26 protein-coding genes are annotated in these 14,542 nt (G+C 58.8%); all 26 read right to left on the minus strand.

What is annotated here, in order from left to right:
- Positions 1-93: 93 nt before the first annotated feature.
- A complete protein-coding gene (locus FHT78_RS11850; protein WP_183743760.1) occupies positions 94-1,104 on the minus strand; it encodes a DNA-directed RNA polymerase subunit alpha in 1,011 nt (336 codons plus the stop codon).
- 97 nt (positions 1,105-1,201) lie between these two features.
- Positions 1,202-1,591, minus strand: coding sequence for a 30S ribosomal protein S11 (rpsK, locus tag FHT78_RS11855; protein ID WP_003547577.1), 390 nt, complete (start codon positions 1,589-1,591; stop codon positions 1,202-1,204).
- A gap of 133 nt (positions 1,592-1,724) precedes the next feature.
- On the minus strand, positions 1,725-2,093 hold the full coding sequence (gene rpsM / locus FHT78_RS11860) for a 30S ribosomal protein S13 (protein ID WP_183743762.1): 369 nt from the start codon (positions 2,091-2,093) through the stop codon (positions 1,725-1,727).
- A gap of 218 nt (positions 2,094-2,311) precedes the next feature.
- A complete protein-coding gene (locus FHT78_RS11865; protein WP_183743764.1) occupies positions 2,312-2,962 on the minus strand; it encodes an adenylate kinase in 651 nt (216 codons plus the stop codon).
- The gene (secY, locus tag FHT78_RS11870; RefSeq protein WP_183743766.1) at positions 2,959-4,299 is read right to left on the minus strand and encodes a preprotein translocase subunit SecY; all 1,341 of its coding nucleotides are present in this window, start codon (positions 4,297-4,299) and stop codon (positions 2,959-2,961) included. Before secY ends, FHT78_RS11865 begins: the two co-directional genes overlap by 4 nt.
- Positions 4,300-4,534: 235 nt before the next feature.
- The gene (gene rplO, locus FHT78_RS11875) at positions 4,535-5,008 is read right to left on the minus strand and encodes a 50S ribosomal protein L15 (protein ID WP_183743768.1); all 474 of its coding nucleotides are present in this window, start codon (positions 5,006-5,008) and stop codon (positions 4,535-4,537) included.
- Positions 5,009-5,024: 16 nt separating this feature from the next.
- A complete protein-coding gene (gene rpmD / locus FHT78_RS11880) occupies positions 5,025-5,234 on the minus strand; it encodes a 50S ribosomal protein L30 (protein WP_007812887.1) in 210 nt (69 codons plus the stop codon).
- A gap of 13 nt (positions 5,235-5,247) precedes the next feature.
- Positions 5,248-5,817, minus strand: a complete 570-nt coding sequence (rpsE, locus tag FHT78_RS11885) for a 30S ribosomal protein S5 (protein WP_112572295.1) — start codon at positions 5,815-5,817, stop codon at positions 5,248-5,250.
- A 130-nt stretch (positions 5,818-5,947) separates the two neighbouring features.
- Positions 5,948-6,310: a 50S ribosomal protein L18 gene (gene rplR / locus FHT78_RS11890; RefSeq protein WP_097593488.1), complete on the minus strand. Its 363-nt coding sequence runs from the start codon at positions 6,308-6,310 to the stop codon at positions 5,948-5,950.
- A 12-nt stretch (positions 6,311-6,322) separates the two neighbouring features.
- Positions 6,323-6,856, minus strand: a complete 534-nt coding sequence (gene rplF / locus FHT78_RS11895; protein WP_018115513.1) for a 50S ribosomal protein L6 — start codon at positions 6,854-6,856, stop codon at positions 6,323-6,325.
- 41 nt (positions 6,857-6,897) lie between these two features.
- A complete protein-coding gene (rpsH, locus tag FHT78_RS11900; protein ID WP_112572299.1) occupies positions 6,898-7,296 on the minus strand; it encodes a 30S ribosomal protein S8 in 399 nt (132 codons plus the stop codon).
- Between the two features lie 12 nt (positions 7,297-7,308).
- Positions 7,309-7,614: a 30S ribosomal protein S14 gene (rpsN, locus tag FHT78_RS11905; RefSeq protein ID WP_018115514.1), complete on the minus strand. Its 306-nt coding sequence runs from the start codon at positions 7,612-7,614 to the stop codon at positions 7,309-7,311.
- 32 nt (positions 7,615-7,646) lie between these two features.
- Entirely contained in the window at positions 7,647-8,204 is a 558-nt protein-coding gene (gene rplE, locus FHT78_RS11910; RefSeq protein ID WP_183743770.1) for a 50S ribosomal protein L5, read from the minus strand.
- Positions 8,197-8,505, minus strand: a complete 309-nt coding sequence (gene rplX, locus FHT78_RS11915) for a 50S ribosomal protein L24 (protein ID WP_183743772.1) — start codon at positions 8,503-8,505, stop codon at positions 8,197-8,199. The genes rplE and rplX overlap by 8 nt, the downstream gene beginning before the upstream one ends.
- A gap of 12 nt (positions 8,506-8,517) precedes the next feature.
- Complete coding sequence (rplN, locus tag FHT78_RS11920) at positions 8,518-8,886, minus strand: 50S ribosomal protein L14 (protein WP_003573790.1); 369 nt, start codon at positions 8,884-8,886, stop codon at positions 8,518-8,520.
- A 262-nt stretch (positions 8,887-9,148) separates the two neighbouring features.
- A complete protein-coding gene (gene rpsQ / locus FHT78_RS11925; protein ID WP_018115517.1) occupies positions 9,149-9,388 on the minus strand; it encodes a 30S ribosomal protein S17 in 240 nt (79 codons plus the stop codon).
- A gap of 12 nt (positions 9,389-9,400) precedes the next feature.
- Entirely contained in the window at positions 9,401-9,601 is a 201-nt protein-coding gene (rpmC, locus tag FHT78_RS11930) for a 50S ribosomal protein L29 (protein ID WP_018115518.1), read from the minus strand.
- A gap of 12 nt (positions 9,602-9,613) precedes the next feature.
- Positions 9,614-10,027 carry a 50S ribosomal protein L16 gene (gene rplP / locus FHT78_RS11935; RefSeq protein WP_003573792.1) on the minus strand — a complete coding sequence of 138 codons (414 nt, stop codon included), beginning with the start codon at positions 10,025-10,027 and terminating at the stop codon, positions 9,614-9,616.
- A gap of 38 nt (positions 10,028-10,065) precedes the next feature.
- On the minus strand, positions 10,066-10,800 hold the full coding sequence (gene rpsC, locus FHT78_RS11940) for a 30S ribosomal protein S3 (protein ID WP_112572305.1): 735 nt from the start codon (positions 10,798-10,800) through the stop codon (positions 10,066-10,068).
- Positions 10,800-11,189 carry a 50S ribosomal protein L22 gene (rplV, locus tag FHT78_RS11945; RefSeq protein ID WP_007812866.1) on the minus strand — a complete coding sequence of 130 codons (390 nt, stop codon included), beginning with the start codon at positions 11,187-11,189 and terminating at the stop codon, positions 10,800-10,802. The genes rpsC and rplV overlap by 1 nt, the downstream gene beginning before the upstream one ends.
- A 2-nt stretch (positions 11,190-11,191) precedes the next feature.
- Complete coding sequence (gene rpsS, locus FHT78_RS11950; protein WP_007531666.1) at positions 11,192-11,470, minus strand: 30S ribosomal protein S19; 279 nt, start codon at positions 11,468-11,470, stop codon at positions 11,192-11,194.
- Positions 11,471-11,485: 15 nt separating this feature from the next.
- Positions 11,486-12,322 (minus strand): 50S ribosomal protein L2, encoded by an 837-nt coding sequence (rplB, locus tag FHT78_RS11955; RefSeq protein WP_183743774.1) that lies wholly within the window; start codon positions 12,320-12,322, stop codon positions 11,486-11,488.
- An 11-nt stretch (positions 12,323-12,333) separates the two neighbouring features.
- The gene (locus FHT78_RS11960) at positions 12,334-12,627 is read right to left on the minus strand and encodes a 50S ribosomal protein L23 (RefSeq protein WP_007812862.1); all 294 of its coding nucleotides are present in this window, start codon (positions 12,625-12,627) and stop codon (positions 12,334-12,336) included.
- Positions 12,624-13,244 (minus strand): 50S ribosomal protein L4, encoded by a 621-nt coding sequence (gene rplD, locus FHT78_RS11965; RefSeq protein ID WP_007812861.1) that lies wholly within the window; start codon positions 13,242-13,244, stop codon positions 12,624-12,626. Before rplD ends, FHT78_RS11960 begins: the two co-directional genes overlap by 4 nt.
- A 13-nt stretch (positions 13,245-13,257) precedes the next feature.
- Positions 13,258-13,899: a 50S ribosomal protein L3 gene (rplC, locus tag FHT78_RS11970; RefSeq protein ID WP_183743776.1), complete on the minus strand. Its 642-nt coding sequence runs from the start codon at positions 13,897-13,899 to the stop codon at positions 13,258-13,260.
- A gap of 33 nt (positions 13,900-13,932) precedes the next feature.
- Positions 13,933-14,241, minus strand: a complete 309-nt coding sequence (gene rpsJ / locus FHT78_RS11975) for a 30S ribosomal protein S10 (RefSeq protein WP_003547547.1) — start codon at positions 14,239-14,241, stop codon at positions 13,933-13,935.
- Positions 14,242-14,542 lie beyond the last annotated feature (301 nt).

The following is a 14,542-nucleotide window of genomic DNA, read 5'->3' on the forward strand; positions in this document are numbered from 1 at the left end:
TGCTACCGGGCCTGCCGTTTCCTGGCACATGCAGGCGATAGGCCTGCTGTTTGACGGGGAAAGGCAGCCGTGAAGAGCCTGCCTTTTTGGTTCTTAATATTGGTCTTCGTAGCGCTTGGCGAGATCTTCGATGTTCTCGGGCGGCCATGCCGGCACTTCCATGCCGAGGTGCAGGCCCATGGAAGCGAGAACTTCCTTGATTTCGTTCAGCGACTTGCGACCAAAGTTCGGGGTCCGGAGCATCTCTGCTTCGGTCTTCTGAATGAGGTCGCCGATGTAGACGATATTGTCGTTCTTCAGGCAGTTTGCCGAACGAACGGACAATTCGAGCTCGTCCACCTTCTTGAGGAGAGCCGGGTTGAAAGCGAGTTCGGTGACTGCTTCCTCTTCGGTTTCCTTCTGCGGTTCGTCGAAGTTGACGAAGACGCCAAGCTGGTCCTGCAGGATGCGTGCCGCGAAAGCGACGGCATCTTCGCCGGAAATAGAGCCATCGGTTTCGATGGACATGGTCAGCTTGTCGTAGTCGAGAACCTGTCCTTCGCGGGTATTTTCAACCTTGTAGGACACTTTCTTGACCGGCGAATAGAGGCTGTCCACCGGGATGAGGCCGATCGGAGCATCTTCCGCGCGATTGCGATCGGCCGGAACATAGCCCTTGCCGTTGTTGACGGTGAACTCCATGCGGATCTCGGCACCCTCGTCAAGCGTGCAGATGACATGCTCGGGGTTGAGGATTTCGATATCGCCGACCGTCTGGATGTCGCCAGCCGTTACAACACCCGGACCCTGCTTGCGCACGACCATGCGCTTGGCATCGTCGCCATCCATCTTGATGGCGATTTCCTTGATGTTGAGCACGATGTCCGTAACGTCCTCGCGAACGCCCGGGATCGAGGAAAATTCATGCAGCACGCCGTCGATCTGCACGGCCGTAACAGCGGCACCGCGCAGAGAGGAGAGCAGCACGCGGCGCAGCGCGTTGCCGAGAGTGAGGCCGAAACCGCGCTCAAGCGGCTCTGCAACGAGAGTCGCCTTGGTGCGCGAGCTCGAAGAGAACTCCACCTTGTTCGGCTTGATCAATTCCTGCCAGTTCTTCTGAATCATAATTTTGCCTTCCGTTCGTTGCCACCATCCAATCGTGGCAACCGAGCTTGAAAACCACCGGGAGCGCCGAGGCGCTCACCAGTGACGATAGCGATGATCAGACGCGGCGCTTCTTGCGCGGACGGCAGCCATTGTGCGGGATCGGGGTCACGTCGCGGATGGACGTGATCATGAAACCGGCAGCCTGGAGCGCGCGCAGAGCCGATTCACGGCCGGAACCCGGGCCGCAGACTTCGACTTCCAGCGACTTCATGCCATGTTCCTGAGCCTTCTTGGCACAGTCTTCGGCAGCGATCTGGGCAGCGAACGGGGTCGACTTGCGCGAGCCCTTGAAGCCCTTGGCGCCAGCAGACGACCAGGCAATCGCATTGCCCTGCGCGTCGGTGATGGTGATCATCGTGTTGTTGAAGGTCGAGTTGACGTGAGCGACACCCGACGAGATATTCTTACGCTCGCGACGGCGAACGCGGACGGCTTCCTTAGCCATGGTATTCCTTTCGTTGATCTCTTCACCGCCGTAATCCCAGCGGCTACACCGGAGCGGCGCCTATATGACTCCGCTCCAAACTCAAAAGAGGCCGGCGCAGACCGCCAGCCTCCTCACTCCGGTCTCCCGGAAATTACTTCTTCTTACCAGCGATCGCCTTTGCGGGACCCTTGCGGGTACGGGCATTGGTGTGCGTGCGCTGACCACGGACCGGAAGGCCACGACGGTGACGCAGGCCGCGGTAGCAGCCGAGGTCCATCAGACGCTTGATGTTCATCGCGGTTTCGCGACGAAGATCACCTTCGACCTGATAGTCACGGTCGATGGTTTCGCGGATCTGAAGGATCTCAGCATCCGTCAGCTGATGAACGCGGCGATCAGCCGGAATACCGACCTTCTCGACGATTTCCTGCGCGAATTTCGATCCAATCCCGTGAATGTAGGTCAGCGCGATGACGACGCGCTTTGCAGTCGGGATGTTGACGCCAGCGATACGTGCCACGCCTATTCTCCTTGCATTCCAGTTGCCATCCGGCAATAGGGCTTCGTTATGCAGCCAGAGGCCGCTCGATTAATTCAGGTTCGTAACATCACAAAACGATCGAACCCGGACTTCCTTCGGGAAATCCGCGCCGATCGCAGGGAATGTCGCGAGTTGGCGCGGTTTAGCGGAATCAGTGCAAAAAAGCAACCGCTCCCGCAAAGTTTATTTTCAAAGCTTTAAAGCTCGGAAAGAATGCGTTCGATCTCGGTCGTAACCTGATCGATTTCGGCCATGCCATCCACGGACTTCAGTTTGCCCTTGGCATAATAATAGCCGATCAGCGGTGAGGTTTCCTTGTAGTAGACCTCGAGACGCTTTGTCATGGTCTCGGCATTATCGTCGGGACGACGCTTGAAGTGGGTCGAACCGCACTTATCACAGACGCCTTCCTTGGCCGGGATCTTGTCCGAGTCGTGATAGACGGTGCCGCACTCGGCGCAGGAGTAACGACCTGCCACGCGGCGGACCAGCTCTTTGTCGTCGACACGGAATTCGATGACAACAGAGAGATCGAGACCCTTGGCCTTCAGCATCGCCTCTGTTGCATCTGCCTGCACGAGCGTGCGCGGGAAGCCGTCGAGGATGAAACCGTTGGCGCAATCGGGCTGATCGATTCGTTCGGAGACGATGGCATTGACAATCTCGTCCGAGACAAGATTTCCGGCGTCCATGACAGCCTTGGCGCGCTTGCCGACTTCAGTACCGGCCTGAACGGCGGCGCGCAGCATATCACCCGTGGAAAGCTGCGGAATGCCGTGCTTTTCCACGATCCGCTGGGCCTGGGTCCCCTTACCCGCGCCCGGCGGCCCCAAAAGTATAAGTCTCATCGCCCCCTCTTTCCTCCACGCAGCTTCGATTTTTTGATCAGGCCTTCGTACTGCTGTGCGATCAGGTGGCCCTGGATCTGTGCCACCGTATCAAGAGTTACGCTAACCACGATCAAAAGCGAAGTCCCACCAAGGGATAATGGGATGCCGGTTTGCGACACCAGAATCTCCGGCAGAATGCAGACGAAGACGAGATAGATAGCGCCGATCACTGTGATACGGGTCAGCACATAGTCGATATATTCAGCGGTACGGTCGCCCGGACGAATGCCGGGGATGAAGCCGCCGTGCTTCTTCAGATTGTCGGCAGTGTCCTTCGGATTGAAGACGATGGCCGTATAGAAGAAGGCGAAGAAAGCAATCAGAGCTGCATAAAGCACCATGTAGAGCGGCTGGCCATGGCCGAGCGCTGCAACGATGGAGGTCGCCCAGGCGGGCATCGCCGTCGTGCTGGCAAAGCCTGCGAGCGTCGCCGGCAGAAGCAGCAGCGACGATGCAAAGATAGCCGGGATGACGCCCGAGGTGTTCAGCTTCAGTGGCAGGTGCGAGGTATCGCCCTGGAACATGCGGTTGCCGACCTGGCGCTTCGGATACTGGATGAGCAGACGGCGCTGTGCACGTTCAACGAAGACGATGACGGCAATGACGGCGATTGCGACGACGATGACGGCCAGGATGAGCGTCGTCGACAGCGCGCCAGTACGGCCGAGTTCCAGAGTACCGGCAAGAGCGGTCGGAAGACCGGCGGCAATGCCTGCGAAGATGATTAGCGAAATGCCGTTGCCGATGCCGCGCGAGGTGATCTGCTCACCGAGCCACATCAGGAACATGGTACCGCCGAGTAGCGTCAGAACGGTCGAAATCTTGAAGAACCAGCCCGGATCGACGACAAGGCCATTGCCGCTCTCGAGACCGACGGCAATGCCGTAAGCCTGGAGCGCGCCGAGGATGACCGTGCCGTAACGGGTGTACTGGTTGATGATCTTGCGGCCCTGCTCACCTTCCTTCTTCAGGTTTTCGAGCGCCGGAACGACTGAGGTCATAAGCTGCACGATGATCGAAGCGGAGATGTAGGGCATGATGCCGAGGGCGAAGATCGCCATGCGCTGTACGGCGCCGCCCGAGAACATGTTGAAGAGGCCGAGAATGCCTCCTGCCTGGCCCTGGAAGGCCTGGGCGTATGCCTGCGGATTGAGGCCCGGAAGCGGAATATGGGTACCCAGCCGGTAGACAAGGAGAGCTGCCAGTGTGAACCACAGGCGCTTCTTAAGATCCTCGGCTTTGGCGAAGGTCGAAAAATTGAGGTTTGAAGCCAGTTGTTCCGCTGCAGAAGCCATGCGTTTCTCCGCGCTACCAATTCCGGGCGCTCTCGAGTCGGCCGGCACCGGAATCAGTATGAATTTCTTTTAAAAACCGGGCTTCGGACGGATCGCTGGCGCAACCCTATGCCTCACCCTCGTTTTCAGTCTTACTGTCTCGACGCGGATGCGTCCAAGCAGGTTTTTGTGAGGCTCACATATGGGAGCAAAATCGCCCGGTGTGAAGCACCCCGGGCGATATATCATGAGTTTATTATTCTGCCGCTGCGGCAGAAAGAAGCGTTACCTTGCCGCCAGCCTTTTCGATCTTCTCGATGGCTGACTTGGAAGCGCCTGCAACTTCGAGCGTGAGCTTGGCCTTGAGCTCGCCATCGGCGAGAACGCGAACGCCATCCTTGGCGCGGCGGATGACGCCAGCGGCCTTCAGAGCAGCTGCATCAACGGTTGACTTCGCGTCGAGCTTGCCGGCATCGACGGCAGCCTGGATGCGTGCCAGCGATACGACGACGTAGTCGGCCGCGAAGATGTTGGTGAAGCCGCGCTTCGGCAGGCGACGGTAGATGGGCATCTGACCGCCTTCGAAGCCGTTGATGGCGACGCCCGAACGGGACTTCTGACCCTTTACACCGCGACCACCGGTCTTGCCGGAGCCCGAGCCGATACCGCGGCCGAGGCGCTTGCGGCTGTGGGTAGAGCCTTCGTTGTCTTTGATTTCATTGAGTTTCATGAGCGTTACTCCGGGCTCACTTCTCGTCGACGACGCGAACGAGATGCTGGACTGCACGGATCATGCCACGAACGGCCGGAGTATCTTCCAGCGTGCGGCGACGGTGCATCTTGTTCAGTCCGAGACCGATCAGCGTGCGCTGCTGGACGTCCGGACGGCGAATCGGGCTGCCGATCTGTTCGATCGTAACAGTCTTCGCTTCAGCCTTCTTGGTAGCCTTGGCCATTGGTCAGCTCCTCTTATTCTTCAGAGGCGTTGCCAGAAGCGGCACGGCGAGCCTGGAGCGTAGCATACTTGATGCCGCGCTGGGCTGCGATGTCCTTCGGGTGAACCTGGTGCTTCAGAGCGTCGAAGGTAGCGCGAACCATGTTGTAGGGGTTCGACGAACCAGTCGACTTGGCGACGACGTCGTGGACGCCGAGCGTTTCGAAAACGGCGCGCATCGGACCACCGGCGATGATACCGGTACCGACCTTGGCCGAACGCAGCAGAACCTTGCCGGCGCCATGACGGCCATGAACGTCATGATGCAGCGTACGGCCGTCACGCAGCGGTACGAAAATCATGTCGCGCTTTGCGCTTTCGGTTGCCTTGCGGATAGCTTCCGGCACTTCGCGCGCCTTGCCATGACCGAAACCTACACGACCCTTCTGGTCGCCAACGACGACGAGAGCGGCGAAGCCGAAGCGACGGCCACCCTTAACAACCTTAGCGACGCGGTTGATCGCGACCAGCTTGTCGACGAATTCGCTATCGCGCTCTTCGCGGCTCTGGCGGTCTTCCCGCTGCGGCCTTCTTTCCTGTGCCATTGTCCTCTTCCTTTTTCTTTTCCGGGTGCAATCGGCAAACAAAATGAGGACCGCACCAGCTTCCCAAAGGGAACGATTTGCGGTCCAGTGACATCCGGCCGAAGACCAGAAAGGCTTCGGCCGGAAACTATTAGAAGGTCAGACCGCCTTCGCGGGCTGCATCTGCCAGGGCCTTGATACGGCCGTGATAGATGAAGGCGCCACGGTCGAATACGACCTCGGTAACGCCTGCCTTCGATGCGCGCTCTGCAACGAGCTTGCCAACGAGGGCAGCTGCTGCTGTGTCGGCACCGGTCTTCAGAGAACCGCGCAGATCCTTGTCGAGGGTCGATGCAGCGGCAAGCGTCTTGCCGGCAACATCGTCGATGATCTGTGCGTAGATGTTCTTCGACGAGCGATGAACCGACAGGCGCGGACGGCCATTGGCCACCGACTTGAGATGACGGCGCACGCGGTTGGCACGACGTGCAAGTGCTTCTTTCCTGCTAGCCATTTCGCGTGATCCTTACTTCTTCTTGCCTTCTTTGCGGACAATCCGCTCTTCGGCATACTTGACGCCCTTGCCCTTGTAGGGCTCCGGACCGCGGTATTCGCGGATCTCGGCGGCGACCTGACCGACCTGCTGCTTGTTGATGCCGGTGACGACGATTTCCGTCGGCTTCGGCACAGCGATCGTGATGCCCTGCGGCGGTTCATAGACCACGTCGTGGCTGAAACCGAGAGCCAGCTGCAGGTTCTTGCCCTGCAGCGAAGCGCGGTAACCAACGCCGTTGATTTCAAGCTTGCGCTCGAAGCCGTCCTTGACGCCCTTGAAGATGTTTTCGATCATCGTGCGGGACATGCCCCACTTCGAACGAGCTTCCTTCGTCTGGCTGATCGGCGCTACGACGACCGCATTGTTTTCGAGCTTCACGCTGATTTCGTCGTTTGCGACGAAAAACAACTCGCCCTTCGGGCCCTTAGCAGTAACCTTCTGGCCATCGACCGTAGCCGTGATCCCAGCAGGCACCTGAACGGGCTTCTTACCGATACGAGACATGTTTCAATCCTGTCTGTTCGCTATGGAGACCCTGCGCAGTCTTAGAAGACCGAGCAGAGAACCTCGCCACCAACGTTCTGTTCGCGAGCCTGGTGATCGGCCATCACGCCCTTCGGGGTCGAAAGGATGGTGATGCCGAGGCCGTTCGCGACCTGCGGAATGGACTTGACCGAGACATAAACCCGGCGGCCCGGCTTGGACACACGGCCGATCTCGCGGATCACCGATGCGCCTTCATAGTACTTGAGTTCGATATTGAGCTCGGACTTGCCGTTGCCGAAATCGACGACGGAATAGCCACGGATGTAACCTTCAGCCTGGAGCACATCGAGAACACGCGCACGGAGCTTGGAAGCAGGCGTCGAAACCGACGACTTGCGACGCGAAGCGCCGTTGCGGATACGGGTGAGCATATCGCCCAACGGATCAGTCATTGTCATCTAACCTGCTCCTTACCAGCTCGACTTGACGATGCCCGGCACCTTGCCGAGATTGCCCAGTTCGCGCAGCGCGATACGCGACATACGCAGTTTACGGTAGTAAGCGCGCGGACGACCGGACACTTCGCAACGGTTGCGAATGCGGGTCTTCGATCCGTCGCGCGGCAGGGATGCCAGCTTGATCGAGGCCTTGAACCGCTCTTCGATCGGAAGAGCCTGGTTCATGATGATCGCCTTCAGAGCTGCGCGCTTGGCAGCCTGGTTTGCGACCGTATTACGGCGGCGCTTGTTCTTTTCAACTGCGCTTGTCTTCGCCATGTCAGGTTCCTTTTCTACGCTCGTCGTTACGGTTACTGACGGAACGGGAAGCTGAACTCCGCGAGGAGCGCGCGAGCTTCGTCGTCGGTCGTTGCCGTCGTGCAAACGATGATGTCCATGCCCCACATCTGATCAACCTTGTCGTAGTTGATTTCTGGGAACACAATGTGCTCCTTGATGCCCATGGCGAAGTTGCCACGGCCGTCAAAGCTCTTCGGGTTCAGGCCGCGGAAGTCGCGAACGCGCGGAAGCGCGATGTTGACCAGGCGATCCAGGAACTCGTACATGCGGGCGCCGCGCAGGGTGACCTTCGCGCCGATCGGCATGTTTTCGCGGACCTTGAAGCCAGCGATAGAGTTACGTGCGCGGGTGATGACCGGCTTCTGGCCAGCGATGGCAGCCAGGTCGGCAGCAGCAACGGTCGGCTTCTTAGAATCAGCCGTCGCTTCGCCCACACCCATGTTGATAACGATCTTGTCGAGCTTCGGGATCATCATCTCGTTGGCGTAGGAGAACTTCTCCTGCATCGCCTTACGGATCCGCTCGACATATTCCTTCTTGAGCCGCGGCTCGTACTTTGCCTCAGCCATCGATCACTTCTCCCGAACGCTTAGCCACGCGGACCTTCTTGCCGTCAACAACCTTGAAGCCAACGCGGGTCGGCTTGCCGTCCTTGTCGACGATGGCGACGTTGGACAGATGGACCGAAGCTTCCTTCGAAATGATGCCGGCTTCCTGCGTCTGCGTCTGGCGCTGATGGCGCTTTACGACGTTTACGCCGCGCACCACGGCGCGATCTTCCTTCGGCAGGACCTGGAGGACTTCGCCAGTGCGGCCCTTGTCCTTACCTGCGAGCATGACGACCTTGTCGCCCTTACGAATCTTCTGCATCGTTCCCGCTCCTTACAGTACTTCGGGAGCCAGCGAGATGATCTTCATGTGGTTCTTTGCGCGAAGTTCGCGCGGAACCGGTCCGAAGATACGGGTGCCGATCGGCTCTTTCTTGTTGTCGATGAGGACTGCTGCGTTGGTATCGAAGCGGATGACAGAGCCATCCGGACGACGGATGTCTTTGGCGGTACGAACGACAACCGCCTTCATCACGTCACCCTTCTTTACACGGCCGCGCGGAATAGCTTCCTTGATCGAAACGACGATGACGTCGCCGATCGAGGCATACTTGCGCTTCGAGCCGCCCAGCACCTTGATGCACATGACACGACGTGCGCCGGAATTATCCGCGACGTCGAGGTTTGTTTGCATCTGAATCATATCAGGTCGCCTTCTTGTTCTTACCGGAATGGTTGGGCAAAGCCCCCTCTTCCGGCTTATGAAAATTGTCTACCGGCCGCTCGTCACAAGGACAGCGAAAACGCGGCAATAGCTTGAATAGCGCGGGGGTAGATCGTTGCCAGGGTGGTTTCCCAGATGGGACCTTCCGTGCGCTTAAAGCAAAAGAACGCCCGGCATTCGAGCGTTCCGACGCTGCTTCATACAGAAATTTCCGCGAGACGCAAGGCCTCGCGCAAAATTCTTACTTGGCTTGGGCGGCAACGACCGTCCAGCGCTTGTCCTTGGAGATCGGTGCGCACTCCTCGATGGAGACGATATCACCGATCTTGTACTGATTGTTTTCGTCGTGGGCCTTGTACTTCTTGGAACGACGAACGGTCTTCTGGAGCAGCGGGTGAGCGAAACGACGCTCAACGCGAACTACGACAGTCTTCTCGTTCTTGTCGCCAACGACGACGCCCTGCAAAATGCGCTTCGGCATGTTCTTCTTCCTTTACGCCTTTGCTTCCGCCGCCTTCTGGCGGGCAATGGTTTTCACGCGGGCGATATCCTTGCGGACTTCGTTGATGCGCGAGGTCTTTTCAAGCTGGTTCGTCGCCTTCTGGAAGCGCAGATTGAACTGCTCCTTCTTCAGGTCGGCGAGCTTGTCCTTGAGCTGGTCGGCCGTGAGGCCGCGTACTTCTTCGGCTTTCATCGTGCCTTCTCCTTACTCTGCGATGCGCTGTACAAAGCGCGTCTTGACCGAGAGCTTGGCCGAACCGAGACGAAGCGCTTCACGTGCGATTTCCTCGGAGACACCATCGATCTCGAACATCATACGACCAGGCTTGACCTTGCATGCCCAGTATTCCACGGAACCCTTACCCTTACCCATACGGACTTCGGTAGGCTTTGCGGTTACCGGAACGTCCGGGAACACGCGGATCCAAACACGGCCGGCGCGCTTCATGTAACGCGTGATCGCGCGGCGGGCCGCTTCAATCTCGCGAGCATTAACGCGGTTGGGCTCCTGAGCCTTCAGGCCGAATTCACCGAAGGCAAGGTCGGAACCGCCCTTGGCAACGCCCTTGATGCGGCCCTTGAACTGCTTGCGGTACTTAGTACGCTTTGGCTGCAACATTTTCTTACTTCTCCGAGCTTATCTTTCGCCAGCGCTAATTACGCGTTGTCGCGTTCGCGGCGACGATCGCCACGGTCGCGTTCGCGGCTTGCCGGGCCCTGTGCGTCGCCTTCCAGCGCGCGGCGTTCGGAAGCCATCGGATCGTGCTCAAGGATTTCGCCCTTGAAGATCCAGACCTTGATGCCGCAGATACCGAATGCGGTTTCGGCTTCAGCCGTACCGTAGTCGATGTCAGCGCGCAGGGTATGCAGCGGAACGCGGCCTTCGCGGTACCATTCCGTACGAGCGATTTCCGCACCGCCGAGACGGCCGGCGCAGGTGATCTTGATGCCTTCGGCGCCAAGACGCATCGCGGATTGAACGGCGCGCTTCATGGCGCGACGGAAAGCCACGCGGCGCTCGAGCTGCTGGGCGATCGACTGAGCAACGAGCGTTGCGTCGATTTCCGGCTTGCGCACTTCAACGATGTTGAGGTGCGTTTCGGAGTTCGTCATGTCCGACAGCTTCTTGCGGAGCTTGTCGATGTCGGCGCCCTTGCGGCCGATGATCAGGCCCGGGCGGGCCGAGTGGATCGTGACGCGGCACTTCTTGTGCGGACGCTCGATGACCACCTTGGAGATACCGGCCTGCTTCAGTTCGCTCATGACGAACTTACGCATCTTCAGGTCTTCGTGCAGGAGCTGGCCATACTCGGCATTGTCCGCAAACCAGCGGCTATCCCAGGTACGGTTGATGCCAAGACGGAAACCAATCGGATTGATTTTCTGACCCATTATGCGGCCTCCTCTTGTGCCTGCACTTCACGAACGACGATCGTCAGGTGAGCGAACGGACGTTCGATCCGCGATGCGCGGCCACGGCCGCGAGCGTGGAAGCGCTTCATGACGATCGACTTGCCGACATAGGCCTCGGCGACGACGAGAGCGTCGACGTCGAGGTCATGATTGTTCTCAGCGTTGGCGATCGCAGATTCGAGCGTCTTCTTGACGGCGCCAGCGATACGCTTGCGGGAGAATTCCAGCTCAGCGAGTGCACGCTCGACCTTCTTGCCGCGGATAGCCGCGGCAACCAGGTTGAGCTTCTGTGGGCTGACGCGGAGCGTACGGGCGACTGCTTGCGCCTCGTTGTCCTTCAGCCGGCGTTCGGCTTTAGCCTTACCCATCGTTACTTCCTCTTTGCCTTCTTGTCCGCGCCGTGACCGTAATAGGTACGCGTCGGAGAGAATTCACCGAATTTGTGACCGACCATGTCTTCATTGACACTGACCGGAACATGCTTGCTGCCGTTGTAGACGCCGAAGGTGAGACCAACGAACTGCGGCAGGATCGTGGAGCGACGGCTCCAGATCTTGATTACTTCTGCACGTCCGCCTTCACGAACCTTCTCAGCCTTCTTGAGAAGATAGCCGTCAACAAACGGACCTTTCCATACTGAACGAGCCATTGAGGACTTCCTCTCTTACTTCTTACGCTGATGACGCGAGCGCATGATCATCTTGTCGGTCGACTTGTTCGACCGGGTGCGCTTGCCCTTGGTCGGCTTGCCCCACGGCGAAACCGGATGACGGCCGCCCGAGGTGCGGCCTTCACCCCCGCCATGCGGATGGTCGACCGGGTTCATGACGACGCCGCGGTTATGCGGACGCTTGCCGCGCCAAACAGTACGACCGGCCTTACCGTCGTTGATGTTAGCATGGTCAGGGTTCGACACCGCACCGATCGAAGCAAGGCAGGTGCCGTGCACGAGGCGCTGTTCGCCCGAGTTCAGGCGAAGGATCGCCATGCCCTGGTCACGGCCGACGAGCTGCGCGTAGGAACCGGCAGAGCGGGCAATCTGGCCGCCCTTGCCCGGCTTCATTTCCACGTTGTGGATGATTGAGCCGACCGGGATGTACTGCAGCGGCATCGTATTGCCGGGCTTGACGTCGACAGCCTTGTCGGAAGCGATGACCTTGTCGCCAGCAGCAAGACGCTGCGGAGCGAGGATGTAGGCCTGTTCGCCGTCGGAGTAGCGGACGAGCGCGATGTAAGCCGTGCGGTTCGGATCGTATTCGATACGCTCAACCGTGCCTTCAACGTCGAATTTGCGACGCTTGAAGTCGATGATGCGATAGGTACGCTTGTGACCGCCGCCAATGAAGCGGGCAGTGATGCGGCCGAGGTTGTTACGACCGCCGCTCTTGGTCAGACCTTCCGTCAGCGCCTTGACCGGCTTGCCCTTGTAGAGGCCCGAACGGTCGACGATGACCAGCTGGCGCTGGCTCGGGGTCGTCGGATTGAAAGTTTTCAATGCCATCTTTTTATTCCTCAGAGACCGGTGGAGACGTCGATCGTCTGGCCTTCAGCCAACGTCACGACAGCCTTCTTCACGTCCTGCTGCTTGCCGACAAAACCGCGGAAACGACGGGTCTTGCCCTTGCGCAGCAGAGTGTTGACAGCCGTAACCTTGACGCCGAAGAGCGCCTCGACTGCAGCCTTGATTTCCGGCTTCGTCGCCTTCTTGGCGACATTGAAAACAACCTGGTTGTTTTCCGATACCAGCGTGGACTTTTCGGTGATCGCAGGAGAAACGATCACATCGTAGTGGCGGAGATCGGTCACTTGAATCGCTCCTCTAGCGCTTCAACGGCAGCCTTGGAAAGCACGAGCTTGCCGCGGCGGACGATGTCGTAAACGTTGATGCCCTGGATCGGCAGAACATCGATGTTGGGGATGTTCTGGGCAGCGAGCTTGAAGTTACCGTCGAGCTCGGCGCCGCCGATGAAGAGGGCGTTGGTGAGGCCCAGCGTTGCGAATACGCCGGCCAGAGCCTTGGTCTTTGCTTCGTTGGCGACCAGATCATCGATGATGATCAGTTCGTCTGCCTTGATCTTAGCGGACAGCGCATGACGCAGGCCAAGTGCACGAACCTTCTTGGGAAGGTCATGTTCGTGGCTGCGAGCAACCGGGCCGTGAGCCTTACCACCGCCGCGGAACTGCGGAGCACGAGCCGAATGGTGACGAGCGCGGCCCGTACCCTTCTGCTTGTACATCTTGGCGCCGGTGCGCCAGACGTCGGCGCGGCCCTTTGCCTGGTGCGTGCCCTGCTGCTTCTTGGCAAGCTGCCAGCGGATAACGCGGGCGAGAATATCTTCACGGGGCTCAAGGCCGAAAATCGCTTCCGAAAGGGAAACCTTCCCAGCGTCTTTTCCCTCGAGGGTCTTGACGTTCAATTCCATTGGTCTGGCTCCCTTACTTCGCTGCCGACTTGACGGCGTCGCGCACGATGATCCAGGCACCCTTGGAACCGGGTACTGCACCCTTAATCAGGATCAGACCGCGATCTTCATCGGTCGAAACCACTTCAAGGTTCTGCGTCGTCACGCGCGTCTGGCCCATGTGACCAGCCATCTTCTTATTCTTGAAAACCTTGCCCGGATCCTGGCGCGAACCCGTCGAACCATGCGAACGGTGCGAAACGGACACACCGTGCGTGGCGCGAAGACCGCCGAAACCATGGCGCTTCATGGCGCCGGCAAAACCCTTACCGATCGTCGTGCCGGTGACATCGACGAGCTGGCCCGCAGCAAAGTGGCCGGCCTTGAGTTCGGTACCAACATCAAGCAGATGGTCCTCCGAAACGCGGAATTCCTGAAGCTTGGCCTTGGGCTCAACATTAGCGACGGCAAAGTTGCCGCGCATGGCCTTAGACGTGTTCTTTACCTTGGCCTGGCCAGCACCGAGCTGAAGCGCGGTATAGCCATTCTTTTCTACGGTGCGCTGGGCCACAACCTGGCAGCCATCCAAACGCAGTACCGTTACAGGGACATGCTCGCCGGCGTCGTTGTAGACGCGGGTCATTCCCACCTTCTGTGCAATCACACCTGAACGCATCGGTTCAATCCTTCCAACTCAGCTCGAGCAAGCTCAGAGCTTGATCTCAACATCGACACCGGCGGCGAGATCGAGCTTCATCAGCGCGTCTACCGTCTGCGGGGTCGGGTCTACGATGTCGAGCAGGCGCTTATGCGTGCGCATCTCGAACTGTTCGCGGCTCTTCTTGTCGATGTGCGGGGACCGGTTAACCGTAAACTTCTCGATGCGGGTCGGAAGCGGAACGGGGCCCCGGACGCTTGCACCGGTGCGCTTCGCCGTCGACACGATCTCGCGCGTGGAAGCATCGAGAATCCGGTGATCGAACGCCTTCAGGCGAATGCGGATATTTTGGCCGTTCATTCGACGTTATCCTTGTGTTTGTTTTCCGCATGTCTTTGGACAAGACACGGGTTTTTCTTTCTTCCTAAGGCGGACCACCGGTTTCAAAGATCGAGAGCGACGCCGCATGCGGCATCCCTATCCATTCTTCAGGGCCTTTTAGCCCACCTTATTGTTTGTTTTAGTCGCCGCTTCGTTATCCAAAGCGGTACGCAAATCGCGCTCGCGCGCCATTTGCAACATTTCTGTGTAATAAGCAAGCGGCTTGCGCCGCTTGCATCATAATAATGTCATCGAATCGGCCACCCCGCCGGGGCAGCCG

Source organism: Rhizobium sp. BK196, from assembly GCF_014193255.1.
Lineage (GTDB): Bacteria > Pseudomonadota > Alphaproteobacteria > Rhizobiales > Rhizobiaceae > Rhizobium.